The 17,812-nt window shown below is 44.6% G+C and carries 16 protein-coding genes; 12 read left to right on the top strand and 4 right to left on the bottom strand.

Annotated features, from left to right (window positions below; all coding sequences use genetic code 11):
• Positions 1-14 precede the first annotated feature (14 nt).
• The 7 genes from P400_RS0107910 (at position 15) to P400_RS0107940 (ending at position 6,938) form a co-directional block, all read left to right on the top strand.
• Positions 15-644 (top strand): helix-turn-helix transcriptional regulator, encoded by a 630-nt coding sequence (locus tag P400_RS0107910; protein WP_026825675.1) that lies wholly within the window; start codon positions 15-17, stop codon positions 642-644.
• 19 nt (positions 645-663) lie between these two features.
• The gene (locus P400_RS0107915) at positions 664-1,473 is read left to right on the top strand and encodes a pyruvate, water dikinase regulatory protein (RefSeq protein WP_034770974.1); all 810 of its coding nucleotides are present in this window, start codon (positions 664-666) and stop codon (positions 1,471-1,473) included.
• A gap of 127 nt (positions 1,474-1,600) precedes the next feature.
• Positions 1,601-3,412 (top strand): DNA primase, encoded by a 1,812-nt coding sequence (gene dnaG / locus P400_RS0107920; protein ID WP_026825677.1) that lies wholly within the window; start codon positions 1,601-1,603, stop codon positions 3,410-3,412.
• A gap of 35 nt (positions 3,413-3,447) precedes the next feature.
• The gene (rpoD, locus tag P400_RS0107925; RefSeq protein WP_026825678.1) at positions 3,448-4,542 is read left to right on the top strand and encodes an RNA polymerase sigma factor RpoD; all 1,095 of its coding nucleotides are present in this window, start codon (positions 3,448-3,450) and stop codon (positions 4,540-4,542) included.
• 132 nt (positions 4,543-4,674) lie between these two features.
• Complete coding sequence (cccA, locus tag P400_RS0107930; RefSeq protein ID WP_026825679.1) at positions 4,675-5,013, top strand: cytochrome c550; 339 nt, start codon at positions 4,675-4,677, stop codon at positions 5,011-5,013.
• Between the two features lie 96 nt (positions 5,014-5,109).
• A complete protein-coding gene (locus P400_RS0107935; RefSeq protein ID WP_026825680.1) occupies positions 5,110-5,826 on the top strand; it encodes a tRNA (adenine(22)-N(1))-methyltransferase in 717 nt (238 codons plus the stop codon).
• Positions 5,826-6,938 (top strand): Nif3-like dinuclear metal center hexameric protein, encoded by a 1,113-nt coding sequence (locus P400_RS0107940; RefSeq protein WP_026825681.1) that lies wholly within the window; start codon positions 5,826-5,828, stop codon positions 6,936-6,938. Before P400_RS0107935 ends, P400_RS0107940 begins: the two co-directional genes overlap by 1 nt.
• A 42-nt stretch (positions 6,939-6,980) precedes the next feature.
• Here P400_RS0107940 and P400_RS0107945 read toward each other — a convergent pair whose 3' ends face one another.
• Entirely contained in the window at positions 6,981-7,934 is a 954-nt protein-coding gene (locus P400_RS0107945; RefSeq protein ID WP_026825682.1) for a 4-hydroxy-3-methylbut-2-enyl diphosphate reductase, read from the bottom strand.
• Between the two features lie 129 nt (positions 7,935-8,063).
• Between P400_RS0107945 and P400_RS0107950 the strand changes: the two genes are divergently transcribed.
• The 5 genes from P400_RS0107950 to P400_RS0107970 all read left to right on the top strand — a co-directional run bounded on the left by P400_RS0107950 (position 8,064) and on the right by P400_RS0107970 (position 13,715).
• Positions 8,064-9,818, top strand: coding sequence for a sensor histidine kinase (locus tag P400_RS0107950; protein WP_235181875.1), 1,755 nt, complete (start codon positions 8,064-8,066; stop codon positions 9,816-9,818).
• Positions 9,815-10,753, top strand: coding sequence for a sugar ABC transporter substrate-binding protein (locus P400_RS0107955; protein ID WP_026825684.1), 939 nt, complete (start codon positions 9,815-9,817; stop codon positions 10,751-10,753). Before P400_RS0107950 ends, P400_RS0107955 begins: the two co-directional genes overlap by 4 nt.
• A gap of 61 nt (positions 10,754-10,814) precedes the next feature.
• Positions 10,815-12,158: a DEAD/DEAH box helicase gene (locus tag P400_RS0107960; RefSeq protein ID WP_034770978.1), complete on the top strand. Its 1,344-nt coding sequence runs from the start codon at positions 10,815-10,817 to the stop codon at positions 12,156-12,158.
• Positions 12,159-12,239: 81 nt separating this feature from the next.
• Positions 12,240-13,142 carry a deoxyribonuclease IV gene (locus tag P400_RS0107965; RefSeq protein ID WP_026825686.1) on the top strand — a complete coding sequence of 301 codons (903 nt, stop codon included), beginning with the start codon at positions 12,240-12,242 and terminating at the stop codon, positions 13,140-13,142.
• A gap of 3 nt (positions 13,143-13,145) precedes the next feature.
• The gene (locus tag P400_RS0107970) at positions 13,146-13,715 is read left to right on the top strand and encodes a hypothetical protein (protein WP_026825687.1); all 570 of its coding nucleotides are present in this window, start codon (positions 13,146-13,148) and stop codon (positions 13,713-13,715) included.
• 31 nt (positions 13,716-13,746) lie between these two features.
• On the opposite strand, the gene P400_RS15060 is transcribed toward P400_RS0107970, so the two are convergent.
• From P400_RS15060 to P400_RS0107985, 3 genes are all read right to left on the bottom strand, one after another.
• Positions 13,747-13,917, bottom strand: a complete 171-nt coding sequence (locus P400_RS15060; RefSeq protein ID WP_034770979.1) for a DUF1427 family protein — start codon at positions 13,915-13,917, stop codon at positions 13,747-13,749.
• Positions 13,918-14,010: 93 nt separating this feature from the next.
• On the bottom strand, positions 14,011-16,176 hold the full coding sequence (locus P400_RS0107980) for an RNA degradosome polyphosphate kinase (RefSeq protein ID WP_026825688.1): 2,166 nt from the start codon (positions 16,174-16,176) through the stop codon (positions 14,011-14,013).
• A 2-nt stretch (positions 16,177-16,178) separates the two neighbouring features.
• Positions 16,179-17,708 (bottom strand): Ppx/GppA family phosphatase, encoded by a 1,530-nt coding sequence (locus P400_RS0107985; RefSeq protein ID WP_026825689.1) that lies wholly within the window; start codon positions 17,706-17,708, stop codon positions 16,179-16,181.
• Positions 17,709-17,812 lie beyond the last annotated feature (104 nt).

Consider the following 17,812-nt stretch of genomic DNA (forward strand, 5'->3'; position numbering starts at 1 on the left):
AGAGGGGGTTGGCTATGCAACTGAATGAACGCCAACAAAAGATTGCTGAGATTGTGAAGGAGAACGGACCGATTACAGGGGAACAAATCGCGCAAGAATTGTCATTGACGCGCGCAACCCTGCGACCCGACCTCGCCATCTTGACGATGACAGGAATACTTGAAGCTAGACCTCGTGTCGGCTACACGTTCGTTGGCAAACGAAACTCGTCAATGCTCCGAGAAAAGCTAGATTCCTTGACTGTAGGGGACTTCATGTCATCTGCAAAAGTCGTTCGGGATGAAATGACAGTATATGATGCAATTGTCACACTATTTTTGGAAGATGTTGGGTCCTTGTTCGTAGTTGGACGTGATCGAGAGTTGGTCGGTGTATTATCTCGTAAAGACCTTCTCCGTGCTGCGATTGGAAATCAGGATTTGGACCAATTACCGGTCAACGTCATCATGACGCGTATGCCGAATATTACAGTATGTGAGAAGGGTGAAACGTTAATTCGGGCAGGTATGAAATTGATTGAAAAACAAATTGATGCCATGCCTGTCGTTGAAGAGAAGGATGGAAAATTGATTGTTCTCGGTCGAATGACGAAAACTAACATGACGAAGGTGCTCATTGCGTTAGCGAACGATGAGTCAATCTGAGGAGGAAATCGATTTGACTATGAAACAACTCGTGTTCGTTGTAAGTGACTCGGTCGGAGAAACATGTGAACTCGTCGTCCGAGCAGCGAGTATCCAATTTCACGAGAATGCAATTGAGACACTTCGCATCCCGTTCGTTGAAGATGAACAGACAATCATCGATGTGGTCACACAAGCGAGGGCTCAACAGGCGATTATCGCGTATACGCTCGTCAATGAGGAACACAGGGCTCTTCTCATGAGACTCGGAAAAGAGCATCAAGTAAAGACGGTCGACTTGCTCGGTGATTTACTCGACGTATTATCAGGACAATTGAAAGAAGCCCCGCGAGAGAAACCGGGGCTCATCTATCGGTTAGATGACGACTACTTCCGAAAAATCGAAGCGATGGAATTTGCCGTCAAGTATGATGATGGTCGGGATCCACGCGGGCTGAAAAAAGCCGATATCGTGCTTGTCGGGGTTTCCCGGACGTCAAAGACACCGTTATCTCAATATTTAGCACTCAAACGATATAAAGTCGCAAACGTGCCTCTCGTCCCGGAATCACGACCACCTGAGGAATTGTTTGATTTACCTGCAGAACGATGTATCGGATTGATCATCTCGCCAGAAAAGTTGATTTCAATTCGAATGGAACGCCTAAAGTCACTCGGGTTGAAGCCGGAAGCGGATTATGCACAACTCGAGCGAATCAATCGTGAGCTCGAGTATGCACGCGGGATTTATGAACGAGTCGGTTGTGAAGTCATCGACGTGACAAACAAGGCTGTCGAAGAGACTGCGGGAATCATTCTGCGTCACCTCGAACAATCTAAAGACGTCTGAAGTAAATAAGTGTTTCAATTAGTATTCGTTGCTTCGAGAGGGTATAATAGAGTATTGACAGTACAGTGAAACGGAACGTGATGAGCGTTCCGTTTCGTTGCGAGATTGGAAACAGGGAGTGGTCAAGATGCCACGGATACCAGATGAAGTTATCGCAGAAGTGAAACAGGCAACCGATATCGTGGAGTTGATTGGCGAACGTGTCGAATTAAAGAAACAGGGACATCGATTGGTCGGATTATGTCCCTTCCATTCCGAGAACTCTCCGTCCTTCTCCGTTTCGCCCGAAAAAGGGATGTATCACTGCTTCGGTTGTGGTGCCGGAGGAAATGTATTTACATTTGTGATGGAGACCGAAGGGTTATCCTTTCCCGAAACGGTCGAGCGCCTAGCAACGCGCGCGAGCATTTCAGTAGACGGCATCCAAGGTGACGAAGAATTGACACGTGAACAAGTATGGCGCAAACAGATGCGGGATGCGCATCGACTCGTTGCTGACTTGTATCATGAAGTATTGATGAAAACGGAAGCTGGCGAAGTGGGATTGTCATATTTGCGAAATCGCGAGTTAAACGAAGAGACGATTGCGCAATATAAGATTGGTTTTGCCCCAGACCAACGACGCTTTACTGTCGAGTTGTTGGAGCGACGAGGGTTCGATTTAGAAGTGATGGTTGAAGCAGGTTTGATTTCGAAGTCTAAATCCGGTGAATATTTTGACCGATTTGAAGGACGGGTCGTCTTTCCGATTGCGGATCGAGACGGCACCATCGTGGGCTTCAGTGGCCGTGCGATTGATGATCGACAGCCAAAGTACGTGAATACGGCTGAAACACCGTTATTCAATAAAAGTGAACTGTTATTCGGTTTCTCCCAGGCGAGGGCATTGATGCGAAAGAAAAAACGTGTCTTCCTCGTCGAAGGAAACGTTGACGTTTTGCAAGTGGCACAAGCGGGGACAAAAGAAGTCGTGGCATCACTCGGTACCGCATTTTCTCCACAACATGCAAGAGCCCTGTCTCGTATCGTGGAAGAAGTGGTCATCTGTTATGATGGGGACCACGCGGGACAAGAAGCGACTCAAAAAGTCATTCGCCTATTAGAAACGTCTCCACTTGATGTACAAGTTTTGCCGCTACCAGAAAAGACCGATCCGGACGATTATATCCGTCAACATGGGGCAACTCACTGGCAACAGTTTGTCGAAACTGAACAATTGAGTGTTCTTGATTTTATGAATCGGATGCTCAGGCGAGGGAAAAACTTGAATCGAGAAGGAGAACGGATTCGCTTTATTGAATCTATGCTTGAAGAGATTGGTAAGACGAATGATTCGATTCGAAGAGATATGTATGTGAAAAAGCTGTCGGATGAGTTTGAAATTCCGCTAGAGACGCTTCGTTCGAGAATTCCTCATCCGACGTCAAGCGAATCAAATCCAACTCGCACAGTTGACGCTGTGGAACCGATACGAAAACGTTCGAGTAAAACAGGTGAGCCTCGTTGGATGAAAGCTGAAAAGAACTTGTTGCGCGCGATGTTGACGGGACCGGAGCAGGTTCGTTTCGTACGTGACCGCTTAGGGCTTCGTTATCAAGATGAAATCCATCGTATGCTTGGCTCTGCATTGTATGAAGTTGTATCCGAAACGATGACACAAGATGAATTTGATCAAGTTACGCTTCCTTTTATGGAGCGTTATTGTGATCAACGCCCCGATTATGCGATGCGCTTTGCGGAAATTCGCCTGATGGCTGGACCGGATGAACTGTCTGAAGAGGTTTTAGACGAATACATTCGGGTCATAAACAGTTATGAGGAGCAACGTCAAATCGAGCGTGCAAAAAGGGAAATCGCTCAAGACGCCGAAAGTATAGTAGACCAGGCGTCCAAGCTACAAGAATTGATTGCCCGTAGTCGTCGTCTTCGAGAACGATGATCGTGGATGAAGTTTGGAAGGAGTTGAACTGCTAGATGGCAGAGAAGAAGAAAGAGGATTTATTTAACGCCATAGAAGAGCTTGAAAAGTTAGGAAAGAAAAAGGGCGTCGTCTCAATGCAAGCGATTCAAGATCGCCTCAGTCATTTTGAGGTGGATTCGGATTTCATCGATAACTTCATCGAAGATTTAGAAGCGAAAGATATCCGTGTCACAGAAGATGCAGCTGACGCAGAAGAAACCCCTGCGAAAAAAGAGGATGAGGAAGTTGATTTAAACGATTTGTCAGTACCACCTGGGATTAAAATCAACGATCCGGTTCGCATGTATCTGAAAGAAATCGGTCGTGTCGATCTTCTGAGCGCGAAAGATGAGACAGAGCTTGCTAAGCGAATCGAACAAGGAGACGAAGAGGCGAAGAAACGTCTCGCAGAAGCAAACTTACGCCTTGTCGTATCGATTGCGAAACGCTACGTCGGTCGTGGGATGCTCTTCCTTGATTTGATTCAAGAAGGAAACATGGGACTCATTAAAGCAGTCGAAAAGTTCGACTATATGAAAGGGTTCAAGTTCTCGACGTACGCAACGTGGTGGATTCGTCAAGCCATTACCCGTGCGATTGCTGACCAAGCCCGGACGATCCGTATTCCGGTACACATGGTCGAGACAATCAACAAGTTGATTCGTGTTCAACGTCAATTGCTTCAAGATCTCGGTCGTGAACCAGCTCCAGAAGAAATTGCCAAAGAGATGGAGCTCACACCTGAAAAAGTTCGTGAGATTTTAAAAATTGCTCAAGAACCAGTTTCACTTGAAACACCGATTGGGGAAGAGGACGATTCACATCTCGGGGACTTCATTGAAGACCAGGACGCGATGGCACCACAAGATGCAGCTGCATATGAATTGTTGAAAGAGCAATTAGAAGATGTCCTCGATACGTTGACAGACCGGGAAGAAAATGTCCTTCGCCTTCGTTTCGGGTTAGATGATGGTCGCACACGTACACTTGAAGAAGTCGGAAAAGTATTCGGCGTCACACGTGAGCGGATTCGTCAAATCGAAGCGAAAGCTCTTCGTAAATTACGTCACCCTAGTCGTTCCAAACGCTTGAAAGACTTCCTCGATTAATTTCATATTTGTATAAAGTGTGAAGTTTTAGAAGAAAGGAAGGAAAATGAGTGATTTTCCTTCCTTCTTTATTATTTTTTGAGTAAAATAGTGTTGGATAGAAATTTGGAATGAACATGAGGGGGAACTACAATGCGTAATCCATTGTTACCGTTTGCGGCAATCGCAATCGTCGCAATTATTGCCATGGTATCATTATCGTATTTTGGTGTGAATCAGGCGCAACAAGCGGCTGAAGGTCCAGCAGTCACTGAAATGAACCCAGAAGAGTTATACGCAGCGAAGGGTTGCACAGGTTGCCACGGCGGAAACCTTGAAGGTGGCGTAGGTCCAGCGCTTACTGGAGTAGGTGATCGCCTTTCACCAGAAGAAATCGCAAACATCATCGTCAATGGACAAGGATCGATGCCAGCAGGTCTTGCATCGGCTGAAGAAGCAGAAGTGCTTGCGAACTGGTTGATTGAACAATAAGAGGTTGCGCACTCCATAATGGGGTGCGTTTTTTGTTGTCGAAGTGCGGAGAATTCGATACGCTAAAGAAGAAGTAGAACAAAGGAGTTGTCTTGAATGCAAGAACGTATCATCTTAGACCGCCGCTTGAAGCAGGTTGTCGATTATATCCCTAAAGGAAGTGTGCTCGCCGATATCGGGTCGGATCATGCATACGTACCATGTTATGCCCTTCAACAAGGAATCATTTCAAAAGGAATCGCAGGAGAAGTGAATGTAGGTCCGATGGAGGCTGCAAGAGCACAAGTGGACCTGATTGAATCCCTTGATGCAATCGATGTGCGACTTGGTGATGGTCTCGCAGTATTGAAAGAGGATGAGGCAACTTGTATCTCGATTTGCGGGATGGGAGGGAGTTTGATTCGTTCCATCCTTGAAGCAGGTAAAGAGAAATTGGGTGCGGTCGAACGTCTCATTCTTCAACCTAACGTCGACGGGCAGCACGTTCGAAGCTGGTTGCTTGAGAATGGCTATGTCCTCGTCGAAGAGGCGATTGTGGAAGAGAACGATAAGGTATATGAGATTCTTGTGGGCGAAAAAGGGATAGAAACGATTTACAGTGAAGAAGTGAATGAACGGAATTGGCAATTGTTATTCGGTCCCTTTCTCATTCAGGAACGACCAGAACCATTCAAGCTCAAATGGAGTCGAGAAGCAGATAAGTTGGAGTACGTTCTCGGTCAAATGGCAGACGGGATTCAGTCAGAGGCACTGATTCAAAAACAAGTCGAATTTAAGAAAATGCGTGACAAGATGAGAGAGGTGAGTCAGTAATGGCGAATGGCAATCAAGTGATTCAATTATTTGAAGAGTTTGCACCGAAACATCTGGCAGTCGAAGGTGATAAAATTGGTTTGCAAATCGGTACGCTAAATAAAGAGGTTAAGCGGGTTATGGTGACACTCGATGTTCTCGAATCGGTCGTTGACGAAGCGATTGAGAACGAAATCGATTTGATTATTGCGCACCACCCCCCGATTTTTAGCCCGTTATCTCAAGTTAATGATCGCTCCACGGCAGGAAAAATTACGATGAAGTGCATTCAGCATAACATTGCGGTCTACGTCGCACATACGAACTTAGACGTGTGTGTCGGTGGTGTCAATGACTGGATGAGTGAAGCAATCGGGTTGCGTGACACGAAAGTGCTCGTTCCGACGTATGAAGAGCCGGTCTATAAACTATCTGTATTCGTGCCAGAAACACACGCCCAGGACGTCTCCCGTGCCCTAGGAAAGGCAGGGGCAGGACATATCCGAGACTATGCGGATTGTCAGTTTCAGGTTTCGGGGACAGGACAATTTACTCCGCTTGATGAAGCGACCCCGTTCATTGGGCGTCCGCATGAAACCGAGCAAGTGAATGAGATGAAAATTGAAACAGTCGTTCGCGAAAGTCAGAAAAAGCGTGTCTTGAAAGCGATGAAAGATGCACATCCTTATGAAGAAGTCGCGTATGACTTGGTCCGTGATGAGATTGACGGACATGTGTATGGTCTAGGACGAATCGGACGACTCGAACGAGCGCTGACACTCGAAAAGTTCGCTGATCATGTAAAGACAAGCTTTGGCGTAGAAGGCGTGCGAGTCGTTGGTGATTTAGAGCGGTCAATTGAAAAAGTAGCCGTATTAGGTGGGGATGGGAATAAATATGTATCAGCAGCTCATTTTAGAGGAGCGGATGCATATGTGACAGGTGACTTATACTTCCATGTGGCCCATGATGCGATGGCTTTAGGGCTTGCGGTAGTAGATCCAGGTCATCATGTCGAGAGTGTCATGAAACGAGGAGTCGTCGATATGCTTAGCGAGAAATTTTTGAAGGCAAAAATTGATGTCGACTTGATGATTTCCGAAGTAAACACGAACCCGTTTAAGTTTAGATAACCTAAAATCCCCCATCCTCATATAAGAGAATGGGGGATTCCTTCACTTCCGCAATGCTTTAACTTTTGGTAAGATACTTCGAAGCTCGAGATACGGCGTTTTATCGTGCGTGCTCAAATCTTCAGGTTCGTACTGTGACAAGAAGTCGATCACTTTTTTAGTAATTGGAGTAGGTGTAGAGGCACCGGACGTCACGGCAACGGTCTCCACACCTTCGAGCCAATCCATATCCAGTTCGCTCAAGTCACCGATGCGATACGCATTCGTACCGGCGATTTCTTTTGATACTTGTGCCAAGCGATTCGAGTTATTTGATTTAGGATCTCCGACGACAATTAGTAAATCGCAGTCACCAGCCTGTTCAGCAACGGCTTCCTGACGTACTTGTGTCGCGTTACAAATTTCGTTATGCACTTCAATATGCGGATAACGTGCCTGGATTTTTTCAATCAATGTGGAAACGTCCCATTGACTCATCGTCGTCTGGTTTGTCACAAGAATTTTTCGTTCAAACAATCGACTCGGTAACTGATCGATTTCATGTTCGTATTGAATCAAGTGAACATGGTCAGGTGCAACCCCGATTGCGCCTTCCGGTTCTGGATGTCCATGTTTTCCGATGTAAATGACATCATATCCTTCTGCTGTTTTTTCACGAATCAAATCGTGTGTGACAAGTACGTCTGGACACGAGGCATCAACAATCGTCAACCCTTTCTCGATGGCCCGTTTGCGAACGAGTGGTGAAATTCCGTGTGCCGTGAAGACGACCGTACCACAATCAATTGTTTCGAGTGCCTGCATCCGATCATCACCATCGACCGTTTTGACACCGAGATCCTCAAATGCCTGTGTGACGTGACGATTATGAACAATCATTCCAAGTATATGAATCGGGCGTGGCAAATCTGGATTTGCGACCGCCTCATTTGCGAGTTTCATGGCATCGACGACACCATAGCAATATCCGCGTGGACTAATTTTTTTAACTTTCATATGAAGACGAAGGCTCCTTTCGAAGTGCTTTCATACGTATTAGTCTAACATTGTTTCGAAAATACGAAAAGATTTGCGTGTATTCATGCTATAATTTTTAGGTTAGAAAGGAGGGACGCCGTGAATCGCATGAAACAATTGCATGAGCTTAGAAAATCTTACTTTTTCCAAATCACGTTCATTATTATCATTATTTTAGCACTTGTCATTTCATCGCTTGCCTTTTCTGCTGATCGCGTCACGGTGTCTCGAGCAGAAGAACTTGCAAAAGAACAATTTGATTATGCGATTGATGACAGTATTGAAAATATTGAGTCCCGAATCGGAAAATTGTATGAAGATTTAGTTTACCTTGGTGCTTATGTAGGAAACGAACCATGGATTGAAGAACGAATCCGAACAGGTTATTTGAATCAACGGACGAGTTTTACATCAATCTTTTATTATGATGCTAGGCAAGATTCGTTTAAATGGTACTCCGAACGGCAGGTCTCTTCATCTATTATTAAACGCGATCCTAAATTCATGGAAGTGTTGACTGCTAGTGGAAGAGAATTATATATGAGTGACCCCATCATGATCAGTGGAGATATGGGAACTTTCTTATATGTTCCTGTCATCGAAGACAATCGACCGGTCGGAATCTTTGGCGGGAGTATCAGTGTCTTGAACTCTGATTTGTATCGTCGTTCGTTAGAATCTGCTAATGATGATATGATCTTATACTTGTTAGACAATCAAGGCGAAGTATTGACTACCTCATTCAATCTGGTCACAGATGCGGAGCGTCGTGTTTCGCGTGAAGTCATTGACGAAACGTTAGGACGAAACACGCGGACCATTCTAAGTACGGATGAAGACACGTTGATGTATGAACCAGATGCCCGTGTCAGTGGATGGAGCATGCTCGCAAAACATCAGAATGATTCGGTGTACGAGACAGTGTATGATACGCGTTGGCAATACTTGATGATCGCACTCGTCACATTTTTCTTGAGTATTCTCGTTGGGTTGTTACTCTCCCGTACATTGACAAACCCCCTTGTCGAGCTGGTCAATCGCATCAAAAAGCAACAATCCCTCGGAACGATCTCATTGGAACGAACTGGTTCAAAAGAAGTGGAAACGTTACTCGACACATATAACGATTATGCGCAGCGGATGGAAACATCTCGACGTGAACAGTTGAGCCAGCAACAGCTAATCTTACATCAAGAAAAATTAGCTTCACTTGGTCAACTGGCCGCGGGGATTGCGCATGAAATTCGAAACCCTTTGACCCCAGTGCACATCACGTTACAAATGGTACGAGAAGGACAGGGCAGCAAGGATATGGTCGACGTTGCCATTAAGGAGTTAGAGCGGGCAAACAGTTTAATTTCGACGATGTTGACGCTCGCTAAGCCAGATCAGGCGGGGAAGTATGAAGAATGGATTAATATGATAGACTTTACGAAGCGTCTCGAATTTTTAATGGATGCTGAATGTTATAAGCGCCCGACTAAATGGGAATTACTTGTACCGAACGACATGCCACCATTTTATGCGTCATTTGATATGCTCGTTCAAATCATTTATAACCTATTCAAAAACGCTGTTGATGCCGTGGAAACGGAGGGTGCAAAGGGAAGTGTGGTTGTTACGATTCTCTTTACGGAACAGGAGTATCGTTTCTTAATTGAAGACAATGGGGTTGGCATGAGTGAGGAACAACTTAAGATGTTCGGTTCCGCTTTCCATACAACGAAAGAGAGTGGGAACGGTCTTGGCATTTACATGATTCAAGAGTACTTGAAAAGTGTGAACGGTATGATGGAGATTGATAGTTCGTTAGGCAAGGGGACGGCGATTTTAATCAAAATCCCAAGGAGACAACCATCATGAAGGGACTTAAACATTATTGGCTCTGGTTGCCGATTATTTGGGCGATGACTATTCTTCTCATTACATCGATACAGTTACCGGAGAAAAAAATAAGGGAAAAAGAAGTTGGGTTCGTGTTTGTCAGTGATAAGCATGAACATGCGAACAAATTATTAGACTCATTTGTGCATACGGCCAATCAAAAAGGGTTTACTCCGATTCCGACGACGAGTGAGGACTCACGTGTCCTTGAAAAAGAAAAGCTAGATTCTTTGATTGACCGAGGTGTCGAGGCAATCTTTTTAACGACGCTAGATGATACGTTTATTCAACCTTCATTAGAACGCGCTAAACGTGAAAACATTCCAATTATTGCAATTGATCGTATGATTGATCATTCGAGTGTCTTGACATCGGTCGTATCTGACAATGTCGATATCGGACGAATGGCAGCAGAACAGATTGCTGCGAAGTATAGTGATCTCGAACGACCGATTCGCGTGGTAGAGGTAAGGGGAACCCCGAAAGTCCGCTCCACGATGGACCGCAGCCTCGGGATTCGCGAATATGAGAAGGCAAATGCCGATCATTTTCAAATCATCGCATCGATCACTGGGAATTACGATACGTTTCAAGCAGAAATTGAGATGTCTCGTTGGCTAGAAGAAGATATCCCTTTTGATGCCGTCTTTTCGCACAATGACGATAATACGTTCGGTGTCGTCCGAGCTTTAGAAAGTCACGGTTTGACGGACAAGACCATCGTATCGGTGGACGGCATCTCAGATATCTATCCCCTCATTCAAAATGGGAAAGTCAATGCGACTGTCGTGCAGTCACCGAATGAGATGATGGAAGTCGGATTCAAAGCGCTCGAACTACATTTAAATGGAAAGAAAATTGCCAAACACTATTATTCAGCAAGTTATTTATACGAAGGTGTGGCAAAAGATTGATTGACAAATCATTTGATTCCGCTATGCTAGGAAAAGTGGAAAGAAACAGGAGGTGTATCGATTGAACAGCTTCCAACAGTTCAAATTGCTACCGTTTATGATTGATGCCTTAACAGAAAAGCGCATCACAAAACCGACCGATATACAAGCACGGATTATTCCGGCTGCATTAAATGGTCGAGATATTATTGGAAAATCACAGACAGGAACGGGTAAAACACTTGCGTTCTTGTTACCGATCGTCGAAGCGATCAACCCAGAAGAAGCATCAGTTCAAGCTATCGTAGTCGCCCCGACACGTGAACTCGCTTGGCAGATTCATGAAGAATTGAAATCGATTCTTATTAAAAATCCGGATTATATCAAATCAAGTTTGATTGTCGGAGGAACAGACCGCGAACGTCAAATCGATAAGATGAAAAATCCACCACAACTCATCGTCGGGACGCCTGGACGAATCCTTGACTTGATGAAAGTGCAGGCTTTGTTCTCGCACAAAGTTACGCATTTTGTCGTCGATGAAGCCGACCAAATGCTCGATATGGGGTTCTTACCGGAAGTTGACCGCATCGCGCAGTCACTCCCGGAAAAACTTCAAACGATGGTCTTCTCAGCGACAATCCCTGAGAAACTTGAGCCGTTCTTGAAGAAATATTTGCACGATCCGCGCTTTGCTGAAGCAAGCCCTGAAGATCGTGTCGCACCAAAAATCAAACACCATGTCATTCCGGTCCGTCACCGTGACCGCAAAGACTTGACTGTTGAAATTGCAAAAGCAATTAATCCTTTTGTTTGTCTTGTATTCACAAATACGAAACAAGAAGCGGATGAATTGGAAACATCGTTCCGTGAAGCAGGATTAAATGTAGGTACGTTACATGGAGACATGCAAGCCCGTCGCCGTAAACAAGCCATCAAAGATATTAATGATGCCAAGTATCAATATGTTATTGCGACTGATTTGGCGGCTCGCGGAATTGATATTTCAGGAGTTTCTCACGTCATCAACCACGGCATCCCGAAAGATCTTGATTTCTACACGCACCGTGTCGGTCGTACTGGTCGTGCGGGCGCATCAGGTGAGGCATATACTCTATACGAGGACCATGAAAATGGGCCGATCAATCGTCTCGAAGAGCGTGGGTTCGAATTCACACACGTCGATTTGCGTAACGGTTCGATTCAACCGATTAAAACACGTCGTCGTCGCCAAACAGACCGGAAAATGAAAGTTTCGCATACGGCACATAGCCGTATGGCTGGTGAAATTAAAAAGGCGAAGAAAAAAGTGAAGCCTGGCTATAAGAAGAAATTTAAGTATAAGTTAAAAGAGACCGCATCACGCGAGCATATGCAACAACAGCGCACGGATCGTCGGGCTGCACGCAAAAAAAACAAACGTTAATCATTTGAAGAATCGACTTCTTGGAGTCGGTTCTTCTTTTTGTGTAAACTAAAGAAAGAAGCATATGAAGGGAAGATGATGATGTTAAAAATAGGTTCACACGTTTCGGTATCAGGTAAAAAGATGTTACTTGCAGGTAGTGAAGAGGCCGTGTCGTACGGGGCGAATACGATGATGGTGTATACAGGTGCCCCCCAAAATACACGACGTAAACCGATTGAAGATTTGAACATCGAGGCGGCCCTGAAGCATATGTCGGCACACGACATCGAGGAGATTGTCGTACATGCCCCGTATATCATCAATCTCGGAAATACGACAAAGCCAGAGACGTTCGAGTTGGCCGTTTCCTTTTTGACACAGGAATTAAAACGGGCTGAAGCACTACAAGCAGCTCGTCACGTTGTCCTCCACCCTGGAGCACATGTCGGCGCAGGAGAAGAAGTCGGTCTCGCCCGAATCATTGAAGGACTAAATGAGGTACTGACGGGTGACGAACAAGTGAAAATCGCGCTTGAGACGATGGCAGGAAAAGGGAGCGAACTCGGAAAGACGTTTGAAGAGCTTGCGACTATCATCGACGGCGTAACACATAATGATCGTCTGTCCGTTTGCTTTGATACGTGTCACGTTCATGACGCTGGGTATGATTTAGTCGGTGATTTAGACGGTGTAATCGAAGAATTCGATCGCATCGTTGGAATCGATCGTCTCGGCGTACTTCATGTGAATGATTCGAAGAACGTTCGCGGTGCGAAAAAAGACCGTCATGAAAACATCGGATATGGCGAGATTGGATTTGATACATTAAATCGTATTGTTCATCATGAGGCATTCGCACATCTACCAAAAATTTTAGAGACACCATATATCCCAATCAGTGAAAAAACGAAAATTGCTCCATACAAACAAGAAATTGAGATGTTCCGTGCGAATCAATTTGATTCTGAATGGCGTGATCAATTCACGCTAGCTCATCAATAAGTGATGAACGTCCTTCAGGTCGACCCGAATCGATACGACGTCTGGAACGCATTCCCGACTTATTTCCTTGAGCAAAGTCCGGTTTATGTAAAAGGGAAAGTAACGACTCCGACAGCGTTTATCGAAGTGATTGGACATGGGATTGTGGCGGAAGCGGAGATTTTGTTAGAAGAAAAGATTATGCGACCGGATGATCCATATTGGCTCGGTGATGGGGTAGAAGGCTTGGCAACGTATAGCTTGGTGGATCTGCTACAACTTCACTTTCATCATCCGCTATTAAAGATTGGCATGTATCAGGTGGATGAACCGTACGAGTCGATGCGGAAAAAGTGGAATGACGGCTATCACGTACCGTCGTCTAAATGGACGAAAGAGACTTATGAAGCGCATATATTTCGAGAAAAGCTATTCGCACCGTTGCCTCAATCGACCATGTGCTCGATTTGTCAAACTGACCTCGCAGTGCGTTACGGGAGTGATGCGATAAAATTGATGGAGTATCACCTTTCAGATGAGCATGGTATATGGATATGTCCGACCTGTCATAAAGCAATCCATACACTGTACTAAAAAAGATGTCCCTTTTTGAGGGACATCTTTTTTAGAATGGCCAGTTTGCCATAGCGAATTGATAGACTTTCATTCCAAGGAAGACCCCGAAGATGCCGACAACTCCTGGTAATACCGGTGGTGCCGGAAGTGGCAGTTTGAGTGCTGTAAAAATAGCACCGCAAATCAAACCAGCGAGTAATGATAGTAAAATTTCTTGCATGTATAATTCCTCCGTCTCTTTTATTGAAAGCGCTTTATAATGACGTAACCGAATTCATTATACAATGACTTTCTTCTTTTGAGAAGTCTAACATCAGTCATCTGTCATTTTCTCATTTTCAGATCGCAGACGGAGGACTTCACGTTCGGCCCAATTTGAAGGTTCCCGCTCAAAGACGCTTGGAATGTTATTCCAACGACCACCTGTATATTGATGAATGATGATTTGTGACTGGATCTCTTCTTCTTTGGCCTCTCCTTTCACATATACATATCGTCCGTCAGAACGCTGTCTTCTTGCCTTAACGTTATCAACGAGTTGAAGAGCCATCATGTCTTTGATATACGTCTTGTGCGATGTATTCAGGATAGGGAAGAGAATCTCAATCCGCTTCTTCATATTACGGGTCATCCAGTCAGCTGAAGAACAGTACAAGTCTTCTTTGCCATTTTGATAGAAATAAAAGATTCGTGAGTGTTCGAGATAGCGATCGATAATGGAAATGACTCGAATGTTTTCAGAGACACCTTTGATTCCTGGCCGCAAGCAACAAATTCCACGTATAATCAAATCGATTTTTACTCCTGCAGAGGAAGCATCATATAGTTTAGTGATGATAGCTCGATCTGTTATCGAATTCATCTTGGCGACAATTCGTCCATTGCCATACTTCTCATGTAATTTAATCTCTTCTTCAATCTTATTGAGGAAAAAATCTTTCATATCATCGGGAGATGTCTCAAATTGATGCCAGGACGGTCTTTCTCCATAACCGGACAACCAGTTGAAAAAGTTTGTGGCATCCTCAGCGAGTTCCTCATTTGTCGTGAGGAGCCCAACATCGGTATACAATTTTGCTGTAGAGTCATTATAGTTACCTGTTCCGAGGTGGACGAAGCGCTGCAATACTCCTCCTTCTAAGATTCGAACGACGAGTGTGATTTTAGAATGCGTTTTGAGTTCTTTATAACCGTAAATCACGTGAGCCCCGGCTTTTTCAAGTTGCTTCGCCCATTGAATATTTTTCTCTTCATCGAAGCGCGCCTTCAATTCAACGAGAACGGTCACTTGCTTCCCGCTTTCTGCAGCATCGGTCAACGCTTTGATGATTGGGGAGTCCCCTGAGACTCGGTATAGTGTCTGTTTGATGGCTAACACATTCGGGTCTTTTGCAGCTTGAGCGATAAATCGGACGATCGGATCAAACGAGTGATACGGGTGATGAAGCAGATAATCCTGTTTGGCGATGCTTTGGAATAAATCTTTTCCGGATTCTAGACCTTCGGGGATAAAGGGAATCAATGTCTCATTGATCATATCATCGTATTCCATCCCGATTTGGCTGTATATACCGAATAAAAAGGTCAGGTCGATTGGACCATCGACGATGAAAATGTCACGGTCGTGTAAATCGAGGACATCTTGTAGCATGAACAACAATTCTTTTCGTAATGAACGTTGTTGCACTTCGAGTCGGATGCCAACCCCGTAACGTCGTTTTTTCAGTTCTTTTTCGATTTGTTTCAAGACGTCGCGACTGTCTTCCTCATGAAACGGCATATCAGCATTACGGGTAATTCGGAATGGCATCGTTGATTCGACGACGAATCCTTTGAAGAGCGAGTCGATAAATTGAATGATTAAATCTTCTAGTAAAACCAAATCTGTATGTTCCTCATCATCGGTAGGCAGTTCCAGATAACGAGGAAGAACAGATGGAACTTGAACGAGGGCGAGTCGTTTCTTTCCTTCGCTGTTTGAAGCGATTTCGACGGCGATATTCAACGATTTTGATAAAAGCATTGGAAACGGCCGATAGGCATCAATTGCAATCGGAGTGAGGACCGGAAAAACATGTGTGCGAAAATACTCTTTCACAAAGTCCTGCTGTGTCTTGTTCAAATGTTTCGTGCGTAAAAAGCGGACATTCTGGTTAGATAGCTGTTTCGTGATTTTTTTATAGGTCGCATATTGGGTCTCGACGAGTTCCTGTGCTCGCATCGAAATCGACTTAATTTGTTGTTTCGGAGTTAGTCCCGTCTTATCTTCTGGACGGTTAAACCCGGCGAGTACCTCATCCTTTAATCCACCGACACGCACCATATAAAATTCGTCAAGATTTGAGCTGAAGATTGCTAAAAATTTTAAACGCTCCATTAGCGGATTTCGCTCGTCCATCGCCTCTTCTAGAACACGTTCATTGAAATCGAGCCAGCTGAGTTCACGGTTGTTGAAATGGTCATACGTATAGTCGGACATGTTTATTCCTCCTCACTTATAACGATCTCAATCGATTGGTCGATTGCGCGTTCTAAATGCTTTTTATGTCGTGTACTTCGTTGCAACTCAAAACGAGCAGACCCATTCGTCTCAAGAGAGAGTATAAGTCCGTCTTTTGACCTAGAAACATGTAGATCGGTGACGATTTGGCGTTCGGTCAAATCGAAGGCATCGACGAGCTTTACAATGGAACCGAGCAATTCAAGACTCTTTAACAACTTTTGATCAAACCACTTCGGAAATGCTTCGATATGTTGTTCTAATACTCGTTTTGATTTAAATGATGTGACGAGAGCAAGGGCGAGACGGTCTTCGTTGTTTAGCCCTTTAAAATCGTTTGTAGTGATTAAATGGAACGTGTGGTCGCTCTTGTTGTTATGATCGATATACTCTCCGACATAAGCGAGGCGACAGGCCCCTTCAAGAAGCCCTGGTTCGAACGGTTTCGGTTTAATCACTTTTTCTTCAATCAATCCGGTATACAACTGACGGGCCAAGCGAATCAAGTGTTGATGGCGGGTGGGGTTCACATCATATTGTTTTTCAAAATGTCGGAAGCTCTCTTCTTTGACGTCGGCGAAACGGACTTTGTCGTGCTCATGTAAATAGTTTTCATAGAAGAGGCCTTCACGAAGCCCATTGTTACTCATCGTAAATTCAGGAACTTTCAAATATTTTGCTAGTTCTCCGATTGCTGTGACAGCAGGTGCGATGATGTCGACGCGGTCTTTAGAGAGTCCGTCCAAGCGTCCGAGTTGCTTACTCGACATTCCGACGAGCTCGTCTACAACTTCCTCAAGTTGATCAGCAGAGATTGTATATTGATGAATTCCTTCAAGTGGAAAGTTAGATAGGGTCTGTTCAACACGAACTAAGTTTCGAGCTGTCCCACCAACACCGACAAGTGGGACGCCATGAGGTTCCAACCATTCAATTTCTTTGAATGCTTTCTTCAAGTATGAAATCAATGCCTTACGTTCGTCTTTCGTCATTGTATCGTCTTTCATAAACTCTTTTGTCAATGTGACGGCACCGAACGGGAAGCTGTGATAAAAGACGAGCTCTCGGTTCTGAAAATAGGTGACTTCCATTGATCCTCCGCCAATATCGACCGAATAGCCATCTTCAACATAGGTCGAATTGACAATGGCTGAGTATCCGTAATACGCTTCTTCATAATCACTTAACAAACGGATGGTCATGTCAGTAGATAGCTTTACTTGTTGTAAAATTTCATCCGAATTATTAGCGTTCCGAATGGCAGCCGTCGCCACAGGGAGTACATCGGTAACGGTGTGATAATCGTTTAATTCCTTAAAATGACGTAATGTATCGATGAGCGCAGCGATTCCTTCATCTGTCATTTCATTCGAATCACTAATATGGCTAGATAAACGAGCGACCTCTTTTACGTTCAAACGCTCAAAGTATTGTCCTTCCTCGTTGACTTCAAAAATGACGTTCCGGATCGAGTTGGACCCGATATCAATGACTGCAAGTTTCTTTTCCATAAAACCATCCCCTTCATACTAATAGTGTAATCGACAAGCTTTTGAACGAACATATGATTTACGTGAATTTTAACATTTCGCTGAGGGGGAAACCGGTCTTGCTT

It is taken from the genome of Exiguobacterium marinum DSM 16307 (assembly GCF_000620845.1).
GTDB lineage: Bacteria > Bacillota > Bacilli > Exiguobacteriales > Exiguobacteriaceae > Exiguobacterium > Exiguobacterium marinum.